This is a genomic window from Streptomyces sp. NPDC050636, from assembly GCF_040654775.1.
Lineage (GTDB): Bacteria > Actinomycetota > Actinomycetes > Streptomycetales > Streptomycetaceae > Streptomyces.
This window is the reverse complement of sequence record NZ_JBFAIP010000018.1, coordinates 1-17,816: the sequence shown is the minus strand read 5'-3', so window position 1 is coordinate 17,816 and position 17,816 is coordinate 1. Positions and strand designations below refer to the sequence as shown.

The 17,816-nt window shown below is 69.8% G+C and carries 16 protein-coding genes and 1 pseudogene; 8 read left to right on the top strand and 9 right to left on the bottom strand.

Annotation, left to right across the window (positions count from 1 at the left end; translation table 11 throughout):
• Window positions 1-2: 2 nt before the first annotated feature.
• On the bottom strand, window positions 3-2,351 hold the full coding sequence (locus AB0I10_RS16730) for a serine/threonine-protein kinase (RefSeq protein WP_363153192.1): 2,349 nt from the start codon (window positions 2,349-2,351) through the stop codon (window positions 3-5).
• A 251-nt stretch (window positions 2,352-2,602) separates the two neighbouring features.
• Between AB0I10_RS16730 and AB0I10_RS16725 the strand changes: the two genes are divergently transcribed.
• The 3 genes from AB0I10_RS16725 to sigJ all read left to right on the top strand — a co-directional run bounded on the left by AB0I10_RS16725 (window position 2,603) and on the right by sigJ (window position 4,666).
• Window positions 2,603-2,941 carry an SH3 domain-containing protein gene (locus AB0I10_RS16725; protein WP_363153191.1) on the top strand — a complete coding sequence of 113 codons (339 nt, stop codon included), beginning with the start codon at window positions 2,603-2,605 and terminating at the stop codon, window positions 2,939-2,941.
• A gap of 50 nt (window positions 2,942-2,991) precedes the next feature.
• Window positions 2,992-3,522 carry a hypothetical protein gene (locus AB0I10_RS16720; protein WP_363153190.1) on the top strand — a complete coding sequence of 177 codons (531 nt, stop codon included), beginning with the start codon at window positions 2,992-2,994 and terminating at the stop codon, window positions 3,520-3,522.
• A gap of 202 nt (window positions 3,523-3,724) precedes the next feature.
• A complete protein-coding gene (sigJ, locus tag AB0I10_RS16715) occupies window positions 3,725-4,666 on the top strand; it encodes an RNA polymerase sigma factor SigJ (protein ID WP_363153280.1) in 942 nt (313 codons plus the stop codon).
• A 45-nt stretch (window positions 4,667-4,711) separates the two neighbouring features.
• Here sigJ and AB0I10_RS16710 read toward each other — a convergent pair whose 3' ends face one another.
• The 3 genes from AB0I10_RS16710 to AB0I10_RS16700 all read right to left on the bottom strand — a co-directional run bounded on the left by AB0I10_RS16710 (window position 4,712) and on the right by AB0I10_RS16700 (window position 8,485).
• On the bottom strand, window positions 4,712-6,118 hold the full coding sequence (locus AB0I10_RS16710) for a M1 family metallopeptidase (protein ID WP_363153189.1): 1,407 nt from the start codon (window positions 6,116-6,118) through the stop codon (window positions 4,712-4,714).
• A gap of 181 nt (window positions 6,119-6,299) precedes the next feature.
• Window positions 6,300-7,865 carry a SulP family inorganic anion transporter gene (locus AB0I10_RS16705; protein WP_363153279.1) on the bottom strand — a complete coding sequence of 522 codons (1,566 nt, stop codon included), beginning with the start codon at window positions 7,863-7,865 and terminating at the stop codon, window positions 6,300-6,302.
• A 26-nt stretch (window positions 7,866-7,891) separates the two neighbouring features.
• On the bottom strand, window positions 7,892-8,485 hold the full coding sequence (locus tag AB0I10_RS16700; RefSeq protein WP_363153188.1) for a carbonic anhydrase: 594 nt from the start codon (window positions 8,483-8,485) through the stop codon (window positions 7,892-7,894).
• Between the two features lie 992 nt (window positions 8,486-9,477).
• Between AB0I10_RS16700 and AB0I10_RS16695 the strand changes: the two genes are divergently transcribed.
• Genes AB0I10_RS16695 through AB0I10_RS16685 form a run of 3 tightly spaced genes read left to right on the top strand, consistent with a single transcriptional unit; the run spans window position 9,478 to window position 12,161 of the window.
• Entirely contained in the window at window positions 9,478-9,858 is a 381-nt protein-coding gene (locus AB0I10_RS16695) for a hypothetical protein (protein WP_363153187.1), read from the top strand.
• On the top strand, window positions 9,851-10,924 hold the full coding sequence (locus AB0I10_RS16690; RefSeq protein WP_363153186.1) for a polyprenyl synthetase family protein: 1,074 nt from the start codon (window positions 9,851-9,853) through the stop codon (window positions 10,922-10,924). Before AB0I10_RS16695 ends, AB0I10_RS16690 begins: the two co-directional genes overlap by 8 nt.
• A gap of 49 nt (window positions 10,925-10,973) precedes the next feature.
• The gene (locus AB0I10_RS16685; protein WP_363153185.1) at window positions 10,974-12,161 is read left to right on the top strand and encodes an oxygenase MpaB family protein; all 1,188 of its coding nucleotides are present in this window, start codon (window positions 10,974-10,976) and stop codon (window positions 12,159-12,161) included.
• 173 nt (window positions 12,162-12,334) lie between these two features.
• Here AB0I10_RS16685 and AB0I10_RS16680 read toward each other — a convergent pair whose 3' ends face one another.
• From AB0I10_RS16680 to AB0I10_RS16670, 3 genes are read right to left on the bottom strand one after another with little or no spacing between them, the layout of a single operon-like run.
• A complete protein-coding gene (locus tag AB0I10_RS16680; RefSeq protein WP_363153184.1) occupies window positions 12,335-12,940 on the bottom strand; it encodes a transposase in 606 nt (201 codons plus the stop codon).
• On the bottom strand, window positions 12,937-13,326 hold the full coding sequence (locus AB0I10_RS16675; protein WP_363153288.1) for a hypothetical protein: 390 nt from the start codon (window positions 13,324-13,326) through the stop codon (window positions 12,937-12,939). Before AB0I10_RS16675 ends, AB0I10_RS16680 begins: the two co-directional genes overlap by 4 nt.
• On the bottom strand, window positions 13,227-13,574 hold the full coding sequence (locus AB0I10_RS16670; RefSeq protein ID WP_363153183.1) for a helix-turn-helix domain-containing protein: 348 nt from the start codon (window positions 13,572-13,574) through the stop codon (window positions 13,227-13,229). Before AB0I10_RS16670 ends, AB0I10_RS16675 begins: the two co-directional genes overlap by 100 nt.
• Window positions 13,575-14,026: 452 nt before the next feature.
• On the opposite strand from AB0I10_RS16670, the gene AB0I10_RS16665 reads away from it, so the two are divergent.
• Window positions 14,027-14,584 (top strand): DUF3291 domain-containing protein, encoded by a 558-nt coding sequence (locus AB0I10_RS16665; protein ID WP_363153182.1) that lies wholly within the window; start codon window positions 14,027-14,029, stop codon window positions 14,582-14,584.
• A 182-nt stretch (window positions 14,585-14,766) separates the two neighbouring features.
• A pseudogene (locus AB0I10_RS16660) lies at window positions 14,767-15,033 on the top strand (DUF4158 domain-containing protein); the annotation flags it as partial.
• A gap of 214 nt (window positions 15,034-15,247) precedes the next feature.
• On the opposite strand, the gene AB0I10_RS16655 reads toward AB0I10_RS16660, so the two are convergent.
• Window positions 15,248-16,135, bottom strand: a complete 888-nt coding sequence (locus AB0I10_RS16655) for a methyltransferase domain-containing protein (RefSeq protein WP_363153181.1) — start codon at window positions 16,133-16,135, stop codon at window positions 15,248-15,250.
• Window positions 16,136-16,475: 340 nt separating this feature from the next.
• Complete coding sequence (gene corA, locus AB0I10_RS16650; protein WP_363153278.1) at window positions 16,476-17,567, bottom strand: magnesium/cobalt transporter CorA; 1,092 nt, start codon at window positions 17,565-17,567, stop codon at window positions 16,476-16,478.
• Between the last annotated feature and the right edge of the window lie 249 nt (window positions 17,568-17,816).

Sequence of the window (17,816 nt, the reverse complement as noted above, 5' to 3'; positions counted from 1 at the left end):
CGTCACCAGCCCGCCGGGTCCTTCGCCGCCGCGCTGAAGACCGTGCCGTCGGGCGCCGCCGCATAGATCCGGCCGCGGGGCCCGTCCACCAGCGGGGCGGGCAGCGTCTCCAGGAAGCCGTTGTGCCGGTCCGCGGCCAGCCGTGCCCGGGTCTGCCCGAGGAGCGTGCCGGACCTGGTGTCGACGGCCAGCAGCCGCCCGTCCGGCGCGGTGAAATACAGCCGGTCGCCGGTCACCACCGGCGCCGAGGCCCGGCTGACCGACGTCTCCAGATCCCACTTCCGCTCCCCGACGGCGTGCAGCCCACCGCCCTCGGCCAGCAGATACACCGTCTCGCCGCGCACCACGGCCAGGACGCCGTCGAGCGGCACGGCGAGCGGGATGCGCCGGCTGCGCCCGGTGTCCGGGTCGTAGCGGACGACGGCGGTGGTGGTGAAGCTGGACACCGGGTCGGCGACGGTGAAATAGAGCGCGCCGGAGGAGCCGGTGCCGGCCAGGGTGAGCGAGCCGGACAGCCGCCGCTGCCAGCGCACCTCGCCGTCCTTCGGATCGATGGCGGTGACCGGGGTGTCGGGGCCGTCGACCGAGCCTCCCACGGCATAGGCGGTACGGGCGTCGCCGAACGCCTTGAAGGACGCCCGCTTGTGCTGGGGGTAGCGCTTGCGCCATCGCTGCTGGTGGGTCGTGCTGTCGAGCGCGGTGACCGTACCGTCACCGGAGGCCAGCAGTACGCGGTCGCCGACGATCGTGGCCCCGCCCTCGTACCCGGAGAGGTCCTTGGTCCAGCGGGTGGCGCCCTTCCCGCCGACCGACGGGTCGAGCGCCTCCAGCCGCTTGCCGTCGGGGGAGAAGACGTACAGCAGCCCGCCGGAGAGCACCGGCTCGGTCGGCGGCGTGGCGGATTTCGTGGTCGGCCCGGCCGTACGGCGCCACACCACATGGCCGGTGGCCGGGTCCAGGCGGGCGGCCCGTATCCCGGACTGGACGCAGAAGACGGCGGCCGGACGTGCGGCGGTGTCCGTACCGGATCCGCCTGCGGTGCCCGTCGTGCAGAACGGCATCTCGGCGGCGTGGCCCTCGGGGCGTTCGAGGAGGGTGGTCCGCCAGGGGCGGAAGTCGGCGGCGGAGGCGCGCGGCGGATGGGTCTGCAGCGCCGGGTCCCCTTCGGGCTCCCCGGAGGACAGCGCCCGGAATCCCGCGAAGGCCCCCGCTCCGGACAGGACCAGCGCCACGGCCGCCCAGACCGGCCAGCGGCGTCGGGGACGACGGAGTGGGCCGGGAGCCGGGGGGACGGGGTCGGCGGGTTCCGTCGTCCGGGGCGCCACGACGCGGACGTGCGTGGCCTCGGCCCGCGATGGTGCGGGCTCGGCACGGACGGGTGTGGACTCGGCGCGCACCGGCTGCCGTTGGCCCGGTATCCGCGCGCCGGGCCCGGGACCGGCGCCCGTCTCATCCGCCGCGCCGCCCCGTTCCACCCCCGGCCAGCGCTTTACCTGCTGCAGTGCCTGCTCCTGAACCTCCGTCGGCACATCGGTGTGCAGCAGCTTCATCAGGACGTCCGGCGTCGGCCGGTCCTCCGGATGCTTCGCCAGACAGCTCTCGATCAGCGGCGCCAACTCCTCGGGCACACCCGCCAGATCCGCCTCGTCGTGCACCACCTGATACGCGACGAGGTAGGGACTCTCCGAGTCGAACGGCCCGCTTCCGGTGGCGGCGTGCACCAGCACCGAACCCAGCGCGAAGACATCCGCCGCGGGCCCCACCTCGCGCGGCCGCTGGAACTGCTCGGGCGCCATGAACGGCGGCGTCCCGATCAACTTGCCGGTCTCGGTACGCATTTCACTGTCGGACGGCCGCGAGATACCGAAGTCGATGACTTTCGGACCGTCGGCGGCCAGCAGCACATTTCCCGGCTTGAGGTCGCGGTGCACGACCCCGGCCCGGTGGATGTCACGCAGCGCCTCCGCCAGACCGGACGCCAGCCGCCGCACCTCGGCAGGGGGCAGCGGGCCATTCCGCTTCACATGCTCGGAAAGGGTCGGACCGGCGATGTGGAGGGTCGCCATCCAGGGCCGCGCGGCGTCCGGGTCGGCATCCACGACGGGTGCGGTGAAGGCCCCGCTGACCCGGCGCGCGGCCGCCACCTCCTGCCTGAACCGCCCCCGGAATTCCGGGTCCTGGGCGAATTCGGCATGGATGACCTTGACCGCGAGCAGCAGTCCGGAGGACGAGCGCGCCAGATGGACCACGCCCATACCGCCGGCGCCCAGACGTGCCTCAAGGCGGTATTGCCCAGCGTATTCCGGACGCTCCGCTTCCGGGCCGACCCCGGAATCACGCAGCGGCGGCATCGTTCCACCCCCGTGTCATTACCCGTGCCATTCGGTCGCAGGTGCGACGCGCGGAGCCTAGTCGATGCCACGTACGAGATGAATGAGGCTTGCTAGCGTGCGGGTTGCACTATGGCAACGCCCCGCAGGGGGCGCGGCTCCCAAAGCACGATTCACGTCACGATTCACGTCACGAGTCCAACTCCAACTCCGACTCCGACTCACGATTCGACGTCACGATTCGACGTCACGATTCAACGGGGGAACACGAAATGACCACACAGGACCCACAGGGCTTCCCGGGTACGGACACCGCCACCGCCACCGCCGCGCCGACCACCGTCCAGGCCGCCACCCACCGCCGCACCTTCCCCATCGCGCCCGGCTACGAGGTCAATGTCCGCAAGGGCCCCAGCACCGACACCCCGGTCGTCCGCCAGCTGGCGAAGGGCGCGCGGATCGAGATCCACTGCCAGCGGCGCGGCCAGCGGGTCAGCGGCCCGTGCGGCACCTCGGACATCTGGGACAACATCGCCCCCGGTCAGTACGTCTCCGACGCCTACGTCCAGACGGGCAGTGACGGCCCGGTCACGAGGCCCTGCACGAGCTGACCCGCGGGCCGCCCGCGCCGCCGGGGACAGCCGCCGGGATAATCGGCGGTATGAGCGATGAGCAGACGACCCCCGGCGGCGCGGAGCGGGGCGGCCCGGAGCCGGAGGAGATCCGGTTCTTCGGCACCACCTGGGTCCACCACGACGGCGGCTACGGCCTGCGCCGGGCCGGCGTCGCGGTCGGCTCGCTGGCACTCGCCGCGGCCGGCGCGGCCGTCCTGCGCTTCGCCTTCCAGGGGCTGGAGGTCGCCGACGTCGGCGCGTTCGTCGGCATCCTCGTCGTCGCGGGCTTCGCGATCTGCAGCGCTCTCGCCTTCCGCCGCACCTGGGACGGCTTCGTCCGCCGCCCGGACCCGGCCGCCCAGAGCGCGGCCGACAAGTCCGCACAGAGCCTGATGCTCATCGGCTTCATCGGCTCGCTCCTCGCCTACTTCTGCCGCAGCCTCCTGGAGGCCCCGGGCGAGAAGCTGCACCGCACGGAATACGAGACGGCCCGCGAACGCTACGAACGCCGCCGCGGCGCCCGCACGGGCAACCCAGCAGCAAGAAAGCCCAAGCCGAAGGGCAAGAAGCGCACCTAGCCCCAGGGCCCCGCGCAGCGGCAACACGTCACCGCAGCGCCGCACTTGGCAACGTACGGATCTCCCGCCTGTCACACTCCGCCCACCCGCTTCGTCCTATGGGATGGCCGCGCCCTGTACCGGCGGTCGGCCGAGGTAGCGCACGACAACAACGGAGGAGCAAGTGGTGGCGGAAACGGGGACCCCGGAGGGCGGCCGGGACCTGGCGCGCGGCGGCGAGCGGTTCGCGCAGTTCGAGGAGCAGCGGGGCCGGCTGTGGGCCGTCGCGTACCGGATCATGGGGACGGTCACGGACGCCGACGACGCCGTGCAGGAGACCTGGCTGCGCTGGCAGGCGCTGCCCGACGATCCGCAGGTGGAGAACCCGCGCGGCTATCTCACCACTGTCGTGAGCCGCATCTGTTACGACCTGCTGGGCTCGGCGCGCGCCCGCCGCGAGACCTACGTCGGGCCGTGGCTGCCGGAGCCGGTGCTCGCCGGGTCCGTCGGCGGCGCGGCGCTGACCCTGGGCGGTGCGGGCGGTGCGCTCCCCGAGAGCCCGGAGGACCGGGTCACCCTCGACGAGTCCGTGGGGATGGCGCTGCTCACCGTCCTGGAACGGCTCACCCCCGCCGAGCGCACCGCCTTCATCCTGCACGACGTCTTCGCGGTGCCCTTCCCGGAGATCGCCGAGGCGGTCGGCCGCACCCCGGATTCCGTACGGCAGCTGGCCTCCCGCGCCCGCAAGAGGGTACGGGCCGAGGCGCCGCGCCGCAGTGTCGACCGGGTGGAACACCGGCGCACGGTCGAGGCGTTCCTGTCCGCCGTCATGGGCGGCGACTTCGACGGGCTGCTGGCGGTCCTCGACCCCGAGGTCGTCTGGCGTTCCGACGGCGGCGGCAAGGTGACGGCCGCCCGTCGCCCGGTGCTGGGCCGCGAGAAGGTCGCCCGCTACGTGCACGGCATGGTCAGCCGCGGTTTCGACCCGTCGGCGATGCGGGTCGCGCTGCAGGACGTCAACGGCGCCACCGGTCTGCTCTTCGTCGACACGGCGGGCCGGCAGGCCGGCGTCTTCGCCTTCACGGTGCACGACGGGCGGATCACGGAGGTGGACGCGGTCATCAACCCCGACAAGCTCCGCCATCTCGATTTCGACCGGCTGTGAGACCCGCAGGCCGCTTCCCGGTGCGCCTCAAGGAGCCCGCCCGGCTCAGTACTCCCAGTCCGGCTTCCCCTTCCCGTACAGCCAGTCGTCGAAGAGATCCGTCAGGTCCTCGTCCGTCCGCGCCTGGCAGAAGGCGATGAAATCCTTCGAATCGGCGTTGGAGTGGCGGTACTTGGCGGGCCACTCCTTGAGGATCTCGAAGAACGTTTTGTCGCCGACGGCCTTGCGCAGCTGCTGGAGCACCATCGCGCCGCGCTCGTAGACGGGCGTCTCCGTCACGTTCTCCGCCGTGCCCGGATCGCCCGGCGGGAAGTCCCAGCGGTCGTTCTCTTCGTCGTCCTCAAAGAACGCGTCGAACTGCTGCTGGGGCGTCTTGCCGCCCTCGTGCTCCTCCCACAGCCACTCGGCGTAGGTCGCGAAGCCCTCGTTGAGCCAGGTGTCCTTCCAGGTCTTCGGTGTGACGGAGTTGCCGAACCAGTGGTGCGCCATCTCGTGGACCACGGTCTCGGTGTCCGCCGCCCCGGCGTAGACCGGCTTGGTCTGGCTCTCCAGGGCGCCCCAGTCGATACGGCCGGGCGTGTTGTCGACTATCGCGCCCGCGGAGGAGAAGGGGTACTTGCCGAACAGCCCACGCTCCCACGTGATGATCTCGGGCAGCCGGTCCAGTGCCTGCTTGCTCTCCGCGGCCTCCTTCGGGTCCACCGCGACATACAGCGGCAGCCCGTCGCGCATACGGGAGGTGCTGACGTTGAACGTCCCGATGGTGGCGGTGGCGAGATAGCTGGCCATCGGCTCGCCGCTGTGCCACTCGTACGTCGTCCGGCCCTTGGCGGTCTTCTGCGACCGCAGCTCCCCGTTGGCGACGGCGGTGTAGCGCTTCGGCACGGTGATCTTGAAGTCGTAGGCGGCCTTGTCGCCGGGGTGGTTGTTGCCGGGGAACCAGGTCATCGCCCCGGCCGGCTCACCGGCCACGAACGCGCCGTCACGGGTCTTGACCCACCCCTCGTGGGCGCCGCCCGGGTCCGTCATCTCCTGCGGTGTGCCGCCGTAGGTCACGGTGGTGCGGAACGTCGCGCCCTTCTCGATCCCGACGGTCGGCCGGACCGTCAGCTTGTGTCCCTTGCGGGTGAAGGCGGCGTCCTTGCCGTCGACCCGGACGCCGGACACCTTCAGCCCCTGGAGGTCGAGCTTGAAGGACCGCAGGTCCTTCTTCGCCTTGGCGGTGATCTCGGCGGTCGCGTCGAGATGAGCCCTCGGCATGTCGTAGTCGAGATCGAGCCCGTAGTGGGTGACGTCGTAGCCGCCGTTGCCGAGCGCCGGGAACAGCGGATCGCCGACCCCGCCCGCGCCGTCCGTCCCCTTGACGCCGGTCCCGCTCGTACAGGCGGACAGCAGCAGGGCGACGGACAGGGCGGCGGTCGCACCGCAGGAGCGGAGGGGCCGGCGGTTCACAGCACTCCTAGGGTCGATGATCACAGCATTACCGACCCTACGGTCATTTTCGCCGCAACGCCGGTCCCTTCCGGTCAGAAGGTGCTTTGGATGGCGTCACGGGAGGGCGGATGTGGTGGCCGGCGTGCTGCCGGTGCCGTGCCAGACGCCGCGAGCCAGAAGGGACATGGGACTTACTCGTCTAGACCCCCTTGCGCGCCGGTTCCGGCGCCCCGGCCTCCTTCCCGGCCCGCCGGCGCTGCTCGGCCCAGTTGGCGAGCGCGGCCGCGCACGCATGGTCGAGATGTCGAAGCCCGGACAGATCCAGCTCGATCTCCCGGTTCCGGGGCAGCGCCTCCAACTGGTCGAGCAGCTTGGGCAGCCGCAGGAAGGTCGCATGGCCGACGGCCCGTACGCGGATGGGCCGCCGGGAGACGTTGCTTCCCGGGCTGTCCGGGCTCTCCGGATCGGCGCCGGGCGCAGCCACCGCCTCGCCGTCCGCCTCCGGCTCCTCCAGCCCCACGATCTCCAGGTGTACGTGCGAGGTCTCCCACGCCGACTTGGCGATGGCCATCAGCAGCCCCAGCAGCACGCCCTCGAACATGTTGGTGGACAGGATCGCCAATGCCGTCGTCACCAGCACCACCGCCTCGCCGCGGTGCTCCCGCCACAGCGGCACCAGCTCCTTGTGCGGGATCAGCTTCCAGCCCGCATACACCAGTACGCCGGCCAGCGTCGCCACCGGCACCACGCCCAGGGCGGCCGGGAACGCCGCCGCGAAGACCAGCAGCCAGACGCCGTGCAGCACCCGCGAGGCCTTGGTCCGCGCTCCGGCCTGGACGTTGGCCGCGCTGCGTACGATCACCGCGGTCATCGGCAGCGCGCCGAGCACACCGCACACCGTGTTGCCCGCGCCCTGCGCGATCAGCTCCTTGTCGTAGTCGGTACGCGGCCCGTCGTGCAGCCGGTCCACCGCGGCCGCGCTGAACAGCGACTCCGCCGACGCGATGAGGGTGAACGCGAGGACGGTGCCGATGGCGCCCACGCCCGCGAGCCGGCCGACGTCGCCCGGGCCCGGCGGCTGGATGGCACCCAGGAGGCCCTGCACCTCGACCTTGGCCACGGGCAGTTGGAGGAATACCGAGGCAGCGGTCGCCACCGCGACGGCGGCGAGCGACGCGGGAATGACCTGCACGGCCTTCGGTAGCTTCTTCCACAGCACGAGTACCGCGATCGTGCCCGCCCCCAGCCCGAAAGCGGCCAGCGCGGTGCCGGAACCTACGGTGGAGATGAGCATCCCGGGCAGCCCGGCGATCTTCTCCAAGCCGCTGGACGGAGCCTTGGTATCGGCCATGGAGTACAGCTGACCGGCGATCAGGACCAGCCCGATGCCGGCAAGCATGCCCTCGACGACCGCGACGGAGATGGCTCTGAACCAACGGCCGAGGCGCAGCGCGCCCATGAGCAGCTGCAGCAGGCCCGCAGCGAGAACCAGTACGCCGAGGGCCGACAGGCCGTACTCCTGAACTGCCTCGTAGACCAGCACCGTCAGTCCGGCGGCCGGGCCGGAGACCTGGAGGCTGCTGCCCGGCAGCAGACCGGTGAGCAGTCCGCCGACGATGCCGGTGACCAGACCGAGCTCGGCCGGCACCCCGGAAGCGACGGCCACGCCCACGCACAGCGGCAGAGCGACGAGGAAGACGACAAGGGAAGCGGCGAAGTCGCGCCGCAGATCGAAGGAACCGGAATTCTTGACGCGGCGGAGCAGGTCCGGCCGCTGCCGGTTGGGCGCGCTCACAGCGCGGTGAAGGTGTTGGCGTGCGGCCGGTGGGCGAGCACGGAACCGGTGTGGACCTCGTAGAACCAGCCGTGCAGGCTCAGCCGTCCGTTGGCCAGGCGCCGCGCAACACAGGGGTAAGTGCGCAGTCGGTCGAGCTGGTGGAGAACGTGGGACTGCACCGCCTCGGCGATGTCGGGGCCTGTGGAGTCCGTGTCGTCCGGCAGTGGTGTCGCGTGTCCGAGCCAGTCACGGACGGCGGGCACCGCTGTAAGGTCCTCGCCCCGCACCATCGCGCCCACCGCGCCGCAGTGCGAGTGCCCGCACACGATGATGTCGGCGACGCCGAGAACCTCGACCGCGTACTCGATGGTGGCCGCCTCGCCGGCAGGGTGCGGCCCGTTGTGGCGAGGCACTATGTTGCCCGCCGTGCGCAGCTCGAAGAGCTCTCCGGGGCGTGCTCCGGTGATCAGGGAAGGGATGACCCGGGAGTCCGAGCAGGTGATGAACAGGGCGTGTGGTGACTGCCCGTCGGCCAGTCGGCTCAACTCCTCGGGCCACTGTGCGGTCCGTTGCGGGAAAGAGCGAGCGTGGTCGATGAGGTGCTTCATGTTGGGGTGCCTCCTGAGCGCCCTCGGGCGCGTCGGTGTGACGGAGATCGCGTCGATGTGACGCGGATGGTGAGAGTGGTGAGCGCTTACGGAGCGAGCAAGAGCCCAGCGGTAAGTGCCGACTCGGTGCGGCAGACGGGAATCGCTGCCCGGCCGAGCGGATGCTCAGCAGGTGTCTGAACCGGCGCCACGGTCTTGGAGATTGCGGCTCGCTCTACGGTCCGATCAGCAGCGGAAGACCTGGAGCGCGGAAGACCTGGAGCGCGGCAGGAGATCTATCGGCCGATGACCGGCCGTCGCCGTACCGCACCGCACCGGAGATGTCCGAAGCAACCATGGCGGGGACGGCAGGCGACGGCACGTCGGCGTCCGCCAAAGGCGCGGGCAAGTCGTCGGGATTCAGGCGGTTACGGGTGGCCCAGAAGTACCCTGACGCCTCTTCCGGCACCGGGGAGTGGTCGCACAGCAGAGCATGCACTCTGGCATCGACTGTTGCGACCGCATGGGACTCTGCCCCCCGGGACCATGCGCGTCAGGGGCGTTGCCGCACATTGACGTTCAACAGCCCCCGGTCACGGGACGCCACCTGCGCCCTCCCCTCGCTCCCCCGGCCCTGAGATCAGGGCCACGAACGCATGGGCCGTCTTCCGTACCTGCAACATCGCCAGCGGCACAGTTCCTCCTCGGTGTCGATCCACGCGACCTCACCTTACGCAATCTGAGAATGAATGTCATTTCCATTATTGAGGGAGCTGGTCACGCCCTGCGTGGACGACTCAGCGGATCGATCTGGCGACCCGATCCCACCCCTTCACTCTGCGTAGTGAATCCGCTTCGCTTGGTGAGCGACGCCCAGCCCATGCTCGCGGGCCTGAAGCGTTTGGGAAGCTCATCACTCTTTCGTAGGAACCATGGCCCTTCTCCGGGGGACGGAGCGCCGAAAAGGTTCACTGGGTGCTCCTTAACGATCTCTTGGCAGAGGAGTGCGGGGCATGGCCGAGCAAGCGCAGGAACAGGCACAGCAGGAACAGGCGCAGCAGGGGCAAGCGCAGTCCAACGGGGCATCTGGAGCGTCCACGTGGAATCCGTTCGCCGCCCTGGAACAAGTCGGCCTGCTCGCCCTGGGGGCCGCCGATCTCGCGCTCGACCAGGTGCGGCAGGCGACGGACCGGGGGCAGGGAGCGATGCGGCGTTCCGATCTGCGCGAGCTGATGGAGGACGGGATGAAGGAGCTGCGGGCGCGTGGTGAACTTGCCTCGCGGCGCGTCACTGAGGCGGACAGCAAGAACTACCTTGAGCTGATGGCCCGTCGGGCCGTCGAGCGGACCGAAGCCATCGCGCGGGCCGAGGGGGTCGGGTCGCCCCATGCATGACGACCTGGGATTCCGGCGGCGCATCGACGCGTACCTGCATCGGCTGGTCGACGAGGAGGAGGCCGAACTGCTTCGGCTCTCCAGTGAACTCGCGCCGCTGTGCGTCCAGTTACGCAACTCGCTGACCCGGGGGAAGCGGATGCGTGCCGCCTTCCTGTACTGGGGCTGGCGGGCCGCGGGTCAGCCGGACTGCGACGGTGTCATCAGGGCCGCTGCCGCCATGGAGCTGGTGCACGCGGCGGCCTGCACGCACGACGACATCATCGACGACAGCCGCCTGCGGCACGGCGCCCCCACTGCCCATGCCGCCTTCGCCGGGGACGGCGCGGGAGGATGGGGCAGCGGGAGCGCGGAGCCCCATGACGCGCGGCAGGAGCGGTCCGCCGCGCTCGCCATGATGCTGGGCGACCTGCTGATGGGGTATGCGGCCCAGGTCTTCGCCACCTGCGGCCTACCCGGCGCGTACGTGGCGCGCACGGTACCGCTGTGGTCGACGCTGCTGCGCGAAACCATCGCGGGCGAGTTCCTGGAGGTGCTGCGCACCGGAAGCACCGCACCCGAGGTCGCGGAATCGCTGGAGGTCGCCCGGTACAAGACCGCCAAGTACACGGTGGAGCGGCCACTGCACATGGGCGCCACCCTCGGCGGGGCCCCCAGGCACGTACTGGCCGCCTTCACCGCGTACGGGCTGCCGCTGGGCGAGGCGTTCCAGCTGCGCGACGACCTGCTCGGCACCTTCGGCGACCCGGCCGAGACCGGAAAGTCGACCCTGGACGACCTGCGGGACCGCAAGCCCACCACGCTGCTCGCCATGACCCTCTCGCTCCTGGCTCCCGACGACCGGCTGCTACTGGAGAAGACCCTCGGCAACCCCGCCCTGGACGAGTCCGATGCGGCGCTCGCGAGACGGCTGATGGACGACTGCGGGGCCCGGCGGCGCATCGAGGACATGATCGCGGAGCGGGTCTCCGCGGCACGGGGCGCCCTGAACTCCACAGCACTGCCGATGGAAGTACGCACGGCGCTCGGATCGATGGCCACCTCGGTGGCCGATCGGGCCCTGTGAGCAGCAGTTCCACACAAGCAACGGACAGACGAACAAAGAGGAGCAAACTGTGTCGGCCCAAACCGAGCAGCGTTACACCGATGCGAAACTGGACGAGCTGCGCAACCAGGGCGACCCGCTCGCCGACGAGACCGTCGCGGCCATGTTCGAGCGCGATGAGGTGCGGGACTTCAACGTCCTCATGCGCTTCTTCAGTACTGCGGGGCACAAGCTCCCCGAGGAACTGCCGCCGTCCGCGAAGTCGTTCCTGGAGACGACAGGTATGCCGCCCAAGTGGGTGGACTGGGACATCATGGAACGCGCCCGGCTGTTCTTCATGGACAACGTCGCGCACATCAACACGGGCCTGTCCTTCGCGGCGATGCCGGCCACCTACGCCGTGCCGCGCGTGGCCAAGCTGCTCGCCTCGACGCACTCCATGGACTACCCGTCGCGCCGGATGGCCAACACCGGGCAGTTCGTCACGTACCTGATGCAGACCAATGCCTTCGAGGAGGGCAGCAAGTTCATCCCGGCTGCCCAGAAGGTGAGGCTGCTGCACGCAGCGGTGCGTCACCACCTCACCCGGTCGGGGCGGTGGGACATCGAGAAGGACGGGGTGCCGCTCTGCCAGGAGGACATGATCGGCGGGCAGATCTGCTTCTCGATCCTCGTCCTGGACGCGATGCACCGGCTCGGTGTGCACATGAGCGAGGAGGGAGCGGAGGCGTACTACTACGCCTGGCGGGTCGTCGGCTCCATCCTGGGTTGCGACATGGAGTCCGCCCCGGACAACCTCACCGAGGCCCGCGCGTTCGCCGATCTCTACCTGACTCGCAATCTCGGCCCGTCCGAGGACGGTGTGCGGCTGAACAACCAGCTGATGCGGATGTACGAGGACGTGGTCCCGGGCACCCTCTTCGACCCGATCGTCCCCGCCACCATCCGCTTCCTGGTCGGCCCCACCCTCGCCGACTGGCTCCAGATCCCGCGCAGCCCGTGGGACACGGCGGCCAAGGCGGTGCCCATCATGCTCGGCCTGCTGGAGGCCGTGGAGGACAGCAGCCCGCTCGGCGAGTGGGCGCTGGACAAGGCGGGCAGTCTGCTCGCTGCCTTCGAGCTGGGCTCGCTCACCCGGGGCCGGGTGATGCAGTACGCCATCCCGGAGGAGATCAAGGGCGAGTACGGCGTACGCTCGCAAGCGCCGCGCACCCATCGCTGGGTGCCCCCAGCTCCGACGCCCACCCCGGCGAACTGACCGAGACGGGGTGACGCGGAGACTGCCCGCCGGGAGTCTTCGCAGGAGGAGGCGGAACGAGCCTCCCGCCTCCTCCTTGCCCTGTTGGGCGCGCATCTGAGACCGGTGAGCTTGCAGTTCTTGCCCTGACAGGGCTCGACCACGGCCTCGGAGTTGAGAACTTCCTTGCGGTATCACAACCGTCGTGGTCTATCCGTACCCCTCCCTTCACGCTCCGCGCTGCAGAAACAGCACTGGCCGACACGCGGATGAAGCATCCAGACAGACGTTATCCGTAGTGTCGATCTGGCATCCCGAACGTGAGTCAGTACCGAGCCCAGAGGGTCCGTAACGCCGACGGGAACCTCAGCGCAACCCTGCCTGGACCCAATGGCGTCGTCGGGCCTGCTGAGGACTAACTCTGCTTTCTCCAGAACATCGGGCGCTCCTGGCACACCACCCGGGGCTACGCGAGCGACCTCGCCCTCTCCGTCCCGGTCGCCTGCGAGCATCCAGCGCGCCCTCACCGCAGTCTTCGGATAGCGGCCTTCGAAGGCTCGGAGCCGGTCCCTGACCTCGGTGAGGTCGGTGAAGTCGTTGGGCGAGAGGGCCCTGCGCTGGACGGCAGAGAAGTAGATCTCGACTTGGTTGAGCCAGGAGGCGTGCACGGGGGTGTGGAGCATGACCGTGTTCAGGAACGCCGCGGTGAGCCGGTCGGCCGCCTTCTGACCGCGATGGGAGGAGCCGTTGTCGACGATCCAGAACACGCGCTTGGCGCTTGCGTGGGGTTCCTGGCTCAACCTGGGTAGCCAGGTTCATGAACGGGACGATGCCGGTGCGTTCTTCGGTGCGGCCGAACACCTTCGCGGCGTGGACGTCGTAGGCGGCGAGACAGGCCAGGGCACCGCCGCGTCCGTAGGTGTGATTGACGCGCATCGCCCTGGCCTTGCCGAGGGGCGAGGGTGGGGTGGCAGCGGCACCGGGCCTGGATGGAGGTCTTCTCGTCCGTGCTGATCACGTACTCGTCATCGCCGAGCTGTTCGCCCTGCCAGGTGCGGGCGTACAGGTCCAGCGCCCAGGCGGCCTTCAGCCGGAAGCCGGGGCTGGTGATGAAGATCCAGGAGCGGTGCTGCCAGGGCTTGAGCGCGTCCTGGGCCAGCCAGCGGCGCACGGTCGACGCCGACATGAACGGGGCGATACCCACCGGGCGGCCTCGCGGGCCAGTTCCGGGCACGACCAGCGTGAGAGCGGTACTTCACTCTCGGCAGGCAGCCGGCAGGCCAGCGCCTTGACCTCGGCGGCCTGCAGCGGTGTGAACGAGGCGGGACGGCCGCAGCGTTGACCGTCTTTGAGCCCGGGCAGGCCCGCATGGGCGAACCCGCTACGCCAGTGGCGCACGGTGTCCAAAGCAGCCCCGTCTCCCGGGCGTTGCATGCGTTGGAGCGTCCATGCGCGGCGTGCAGCACCACCTGTGCACGCACCCGCAGCCGGTGCTCGGTCTTGTGGCCGTAGGCCATCTTCTTCAACCGCACGCGTTCGGCGGCACTCGGGGCTATCGGACAGGGGGTGCGGACGGGCATGGCGGGCGAACCGATCGGCCGAAGTGGATCACTGGTACCCCGCGGCCTTCCCCGCCCGTCACCGCCCCAGCCCCCGCAATGACCGGTGCAAGAGGCCACTTGGGCAGGGAAAACGCAACTTCGACATGGCCCGCAGAGGCAGCTACCTTCACCTGGTCTTCGGCGATCGCCCACGGTCGCGCAGGAGTTCCTTCAGGCTGAGCCACCCGCGACGGGATGAGTTGGTCACGCCCCACGAATCCTCGCCCCGGTGCGTAAGCCACCGAACCGGGTCCACACCAGGCACCCCCACCCAGGGAGAGACGCATGCCCCATCTTGCGCTGTACACATTCGGCGTCCTGAAGTCACCTCTCGCCGATCCCGCACCTCTCACGCGCGAGTTCTACGACATTGGTGAGGCCGTCTACCGGAAGATCAGTCAGCACCCCGGGTACCTCGCTCGTGCTGAAGCGGCAGACGGTGACCGGGGCATGCTCTTCGGGGCGGACTGGGGTGCATGGGGAGAGTTCGCCGTACCGACCTGGTACGGCAAGGGCCATACGGTGGAAACCACCGCCCTGGCCGCGACCCTCTCACTCTGGACCGACCTGCGCCCCGCCTTCGACGCCATCTACACCGGTCTGCACCGTGAGGCGCTGAACAGGCGTTACGACTGGTTCGAGAGGACAGGACACCCGAATTACGTGTTCTGGTGGGTCTCCGACGGCGTGATACCCACCTGGCAGGACGGGGTTTCCAGGCTGGAACACCTCCACGACCACGGCTCCGCGCCGCACGCCTTCACCTTCCACCACTCGTTCGCCCCGGACGGAACTCCGACCAGGATCAAAAGCATCGGGCCGATGAGCGACCAGGTTCGCTGACAAGGGAGCCTGAACGACTGGGTTCGCTGTCAAACGCCCGTACCCTTCAAGCAGGCTCGATTGAATGACGGCGAACAGATGCGTCTGCGCTACGGCGGATCCGCCAGTACCTGGGGCTTCGCCCTCTACCTCGCGAGCACCGATGAGTACCAAGACACCATCCTGCCCACCAGCGGCTTCGCCGGCACCCCCGACTCGGCGTCGCTGTGCAGTTGTGCACGCTGCCGTGGCTGGGGTTCGTACCCGACAAGGTGCCGGCGGTGCCGGCAGCGGGGGTGGGCCGGCTGTCGCCGCGGCTCGGGATCGCGATGGGTGAGCTGCGCGGGTACGGCGAGCGGGAGCAGACGCGCACGAATCATCTACGGAGGTGGTCGCGTACGCCGGTTGGCGGGCGACGGACACCGGCGAGTGGAAGGAGCTGGACGAGTCTGGAGCATGTGGCCACCGCGCGGGCCCGTGCCCGCAAGGAGACCTGGACGCGGGTGGCGCACCTGCTCACATCGCGGAGCCGCGACGAGCTGGATCTGCTGCTGATGCCGGACGCCTACCTCGGGCGAACCCCGCTTGCGTGGCTGGGGATCGGTCCGACGTCGTCTCCGGCGGCCCGAAAATCTCCTCGACGAACAGCGCTGTGGGCAGGTCGGACAACGCCTGGATCCGCAACTAACCGAGTGCCGGCGGGTGCTCGGCTGGGCGGCGTCCCCAGGCCGAGATCAGCGGCGCGAGTGTCAGGTCGAGTTTGCCCGCGTGGATGGCGGCCAAGTGCGCGTCGATCTCGGCGTCGTCGGCCAGGTCGGCCGCGAGCAGCTCGCCGCGCACGTGCCGGATGGTCGCCGCCTCCAGCCGGTCGCAGGCCAGCCCGCCGACCGGGAAAGAGCCCGCCGCGGCGACATCTACCAAGCCGGCCTCACGCAATGCCCGCGGCAGTGTCCGGCCGTAGCGCAGGTCCGCGCCGCGGCGCGTCAGCAGCTCCCGGACCGCGTCGCGCAGCCGGTTGGCCCGCCGCTGCGCCGGGCCGCTGTCGTCCAGGCATGCCAGTGGCTGCAGAGCGGTATCGGCGTCCTCGACCAGCAGCCAGCCGCCGGGCCGCAGCGCCGCCGCCATCGTGGCCAACGCCCGAGCCCGGTCGGGTACATGGACCAGCACGAGCCGGGCGTGCACCAGATCGAACGTCCCCGGCTCCGGGGGTGGATCAGCGGCGACGTCGTGCCGGCGCACCTCGTACCCGCCGCCTGCCTTCAGCCACGACGGGTTGATGTCCGTGGCCAGCACGTGCCCGGTCGGACCGACGGCCGCCGCGAGCGCCTCCGGGATACTGCGGCCACCGGCCCCCACCTCCCAGCAGCGCGAGCCAGCCCTGACCCCCAGTCGATCGAAGTGCCCGCGCGTCACACCGTCGAACAGCTCGGCCAGCCAAACGAATCGCTCGCCCGCCTCGGCACGCGCGTTGTCCAGCAGGTACCCGCGGGCGGGAGCGGGCTCTCCACCGAGCGCGGTAGTCCCGCCTATCGGATCCGGTCCGACGTGCGGCGGGCGGGGCGAGGAGGTCATGACTACATGGTCAACCTTCCCAGGCCACCAGCGCCACGACGACGGGAGGGGGATATCTCACACGGCCAGCGAACCCCGCACGTCCTACAGCACGGTTCTGCACCGTGACGCGCCGGAAGGGGTACGTGCATTCGGCCCCCACTCCGTCTCACGCGCAGGTGTCCCGCCACGGGTCATAGCCACGGACTCCAGGCTGCCCCAGGCCACCGTACTGCGGTGGACGACAGAGGACAGGCGCGCCCACATCGCGGTCAACTCCTGCTGAAGCAGAAGCACTTGTGACCGGCGAGAGGGGCGGAAGCGCCGCCGACGCCACCGTACGGACGGCTGAACACGCCCCTTAGAGCCAGCCGTTGCGGCGGAACCCGCGGTGCATGAGGAAGCAGGCAACGGCCACGACGCCGAGCACCAGCGGATAGCCGAAGGTCCAGCGCAGCTCGGGCATGTAGTCGAAGTTCATTCCGTACACGCCGAAGACCATGGTGGGGACGGCGATGATGGCGACCCAGGCGCTGATCCTGCGCATGTCCTCGTTCTGGCCCATGGACACCTGGGCGAGGTTGGCCTCAAGGATCGAGTTGAGCAGCTCGTCGCAGGCGGTGACATGCTCGTTGGCCCGGGCCAGGTGGTCCGCGACGTCACGGAAGTACTTCCGGATCTCAGCGTCGACCAGCTGCGTGGGCTGCTCGGCGAGAAGCTGAACAGGTCGGCCCAACGGCACCACGGCGTGTTTGAGTTGGAGCAGTTCGCGCTTGAGCTGGTAGATCCGGCCGGGGTCTGCGCCACGTCCCCGGTGGTCTGAGAAGACCTCGCTCTCCACCGTGTCGATGTCGGCCTGCACGGCGGATATGACCGCCAGGTAGTCGTCGACGACGTGGTCGGCTATGGCGTGCAGTACGGCGGACGGGCCCTTGGCCAGATGGGCGGGCGTCGATTCGAGGCTTTCGCGGAGCGGCCCCAGCGAGCCGTGGCCGCCGTGCCGGACGGTGATCACGAAGTCGGGGCCGGTGAAGACCATGATCTCCCCGGTTTCCACCACTTCGCTGGTCGCGGTGAGCCGGTCGTGCTCGACGTAGGTGACGGTCTTGAGCACGGTGAAGAGCGTGTCGTTGTAGCGCTCCAGCTTCGGCCGCTGGTGGGCGTCGACGGCGTCCTCCACAGCCAGCGGGTGCAGACCGAAGAGTTCGCCGATGCCGGAGAACTCCTCCTCAGTCGGTTCGTGCAGACCGATCCATACGAAGCCGTTGCCGGTCTTGCGGACCCGCTCGATCGCCTCGTGCGCCGGGCAGTGGCTGGTCTGGCGCACACCGTCCACGTAGACCGCACAGTTCACGACGCAGCTACCGAGCGGCGACCGCGCCGGATGGCTCAGGTCCACGCCCTTCTGGCGCGCGCTAGGGATACGGACCGTTTTGCGAAGGTTATGCATCATCGACACGCTGGCTCCTACCTGGTGGCGTGGCCGCCAGTATGCCTAGCTGCGGAACGCGGAACCAAGGTCGCCGGGAAGGCTCTGAGCTCGGGCTCCCAGGTTCCCCTTGCGCTGGCTTGCCGTCCGGTCGGTCGACCACCGCTGCCAGGACGACGAGATCGGGCCGACGCTGCCGTGCCCGTCCCGGTGATGAACCGTATCCAGGCCGTAGGTCCCAGCTTCACACCGGCGGACCACTCCCGCTGTCCC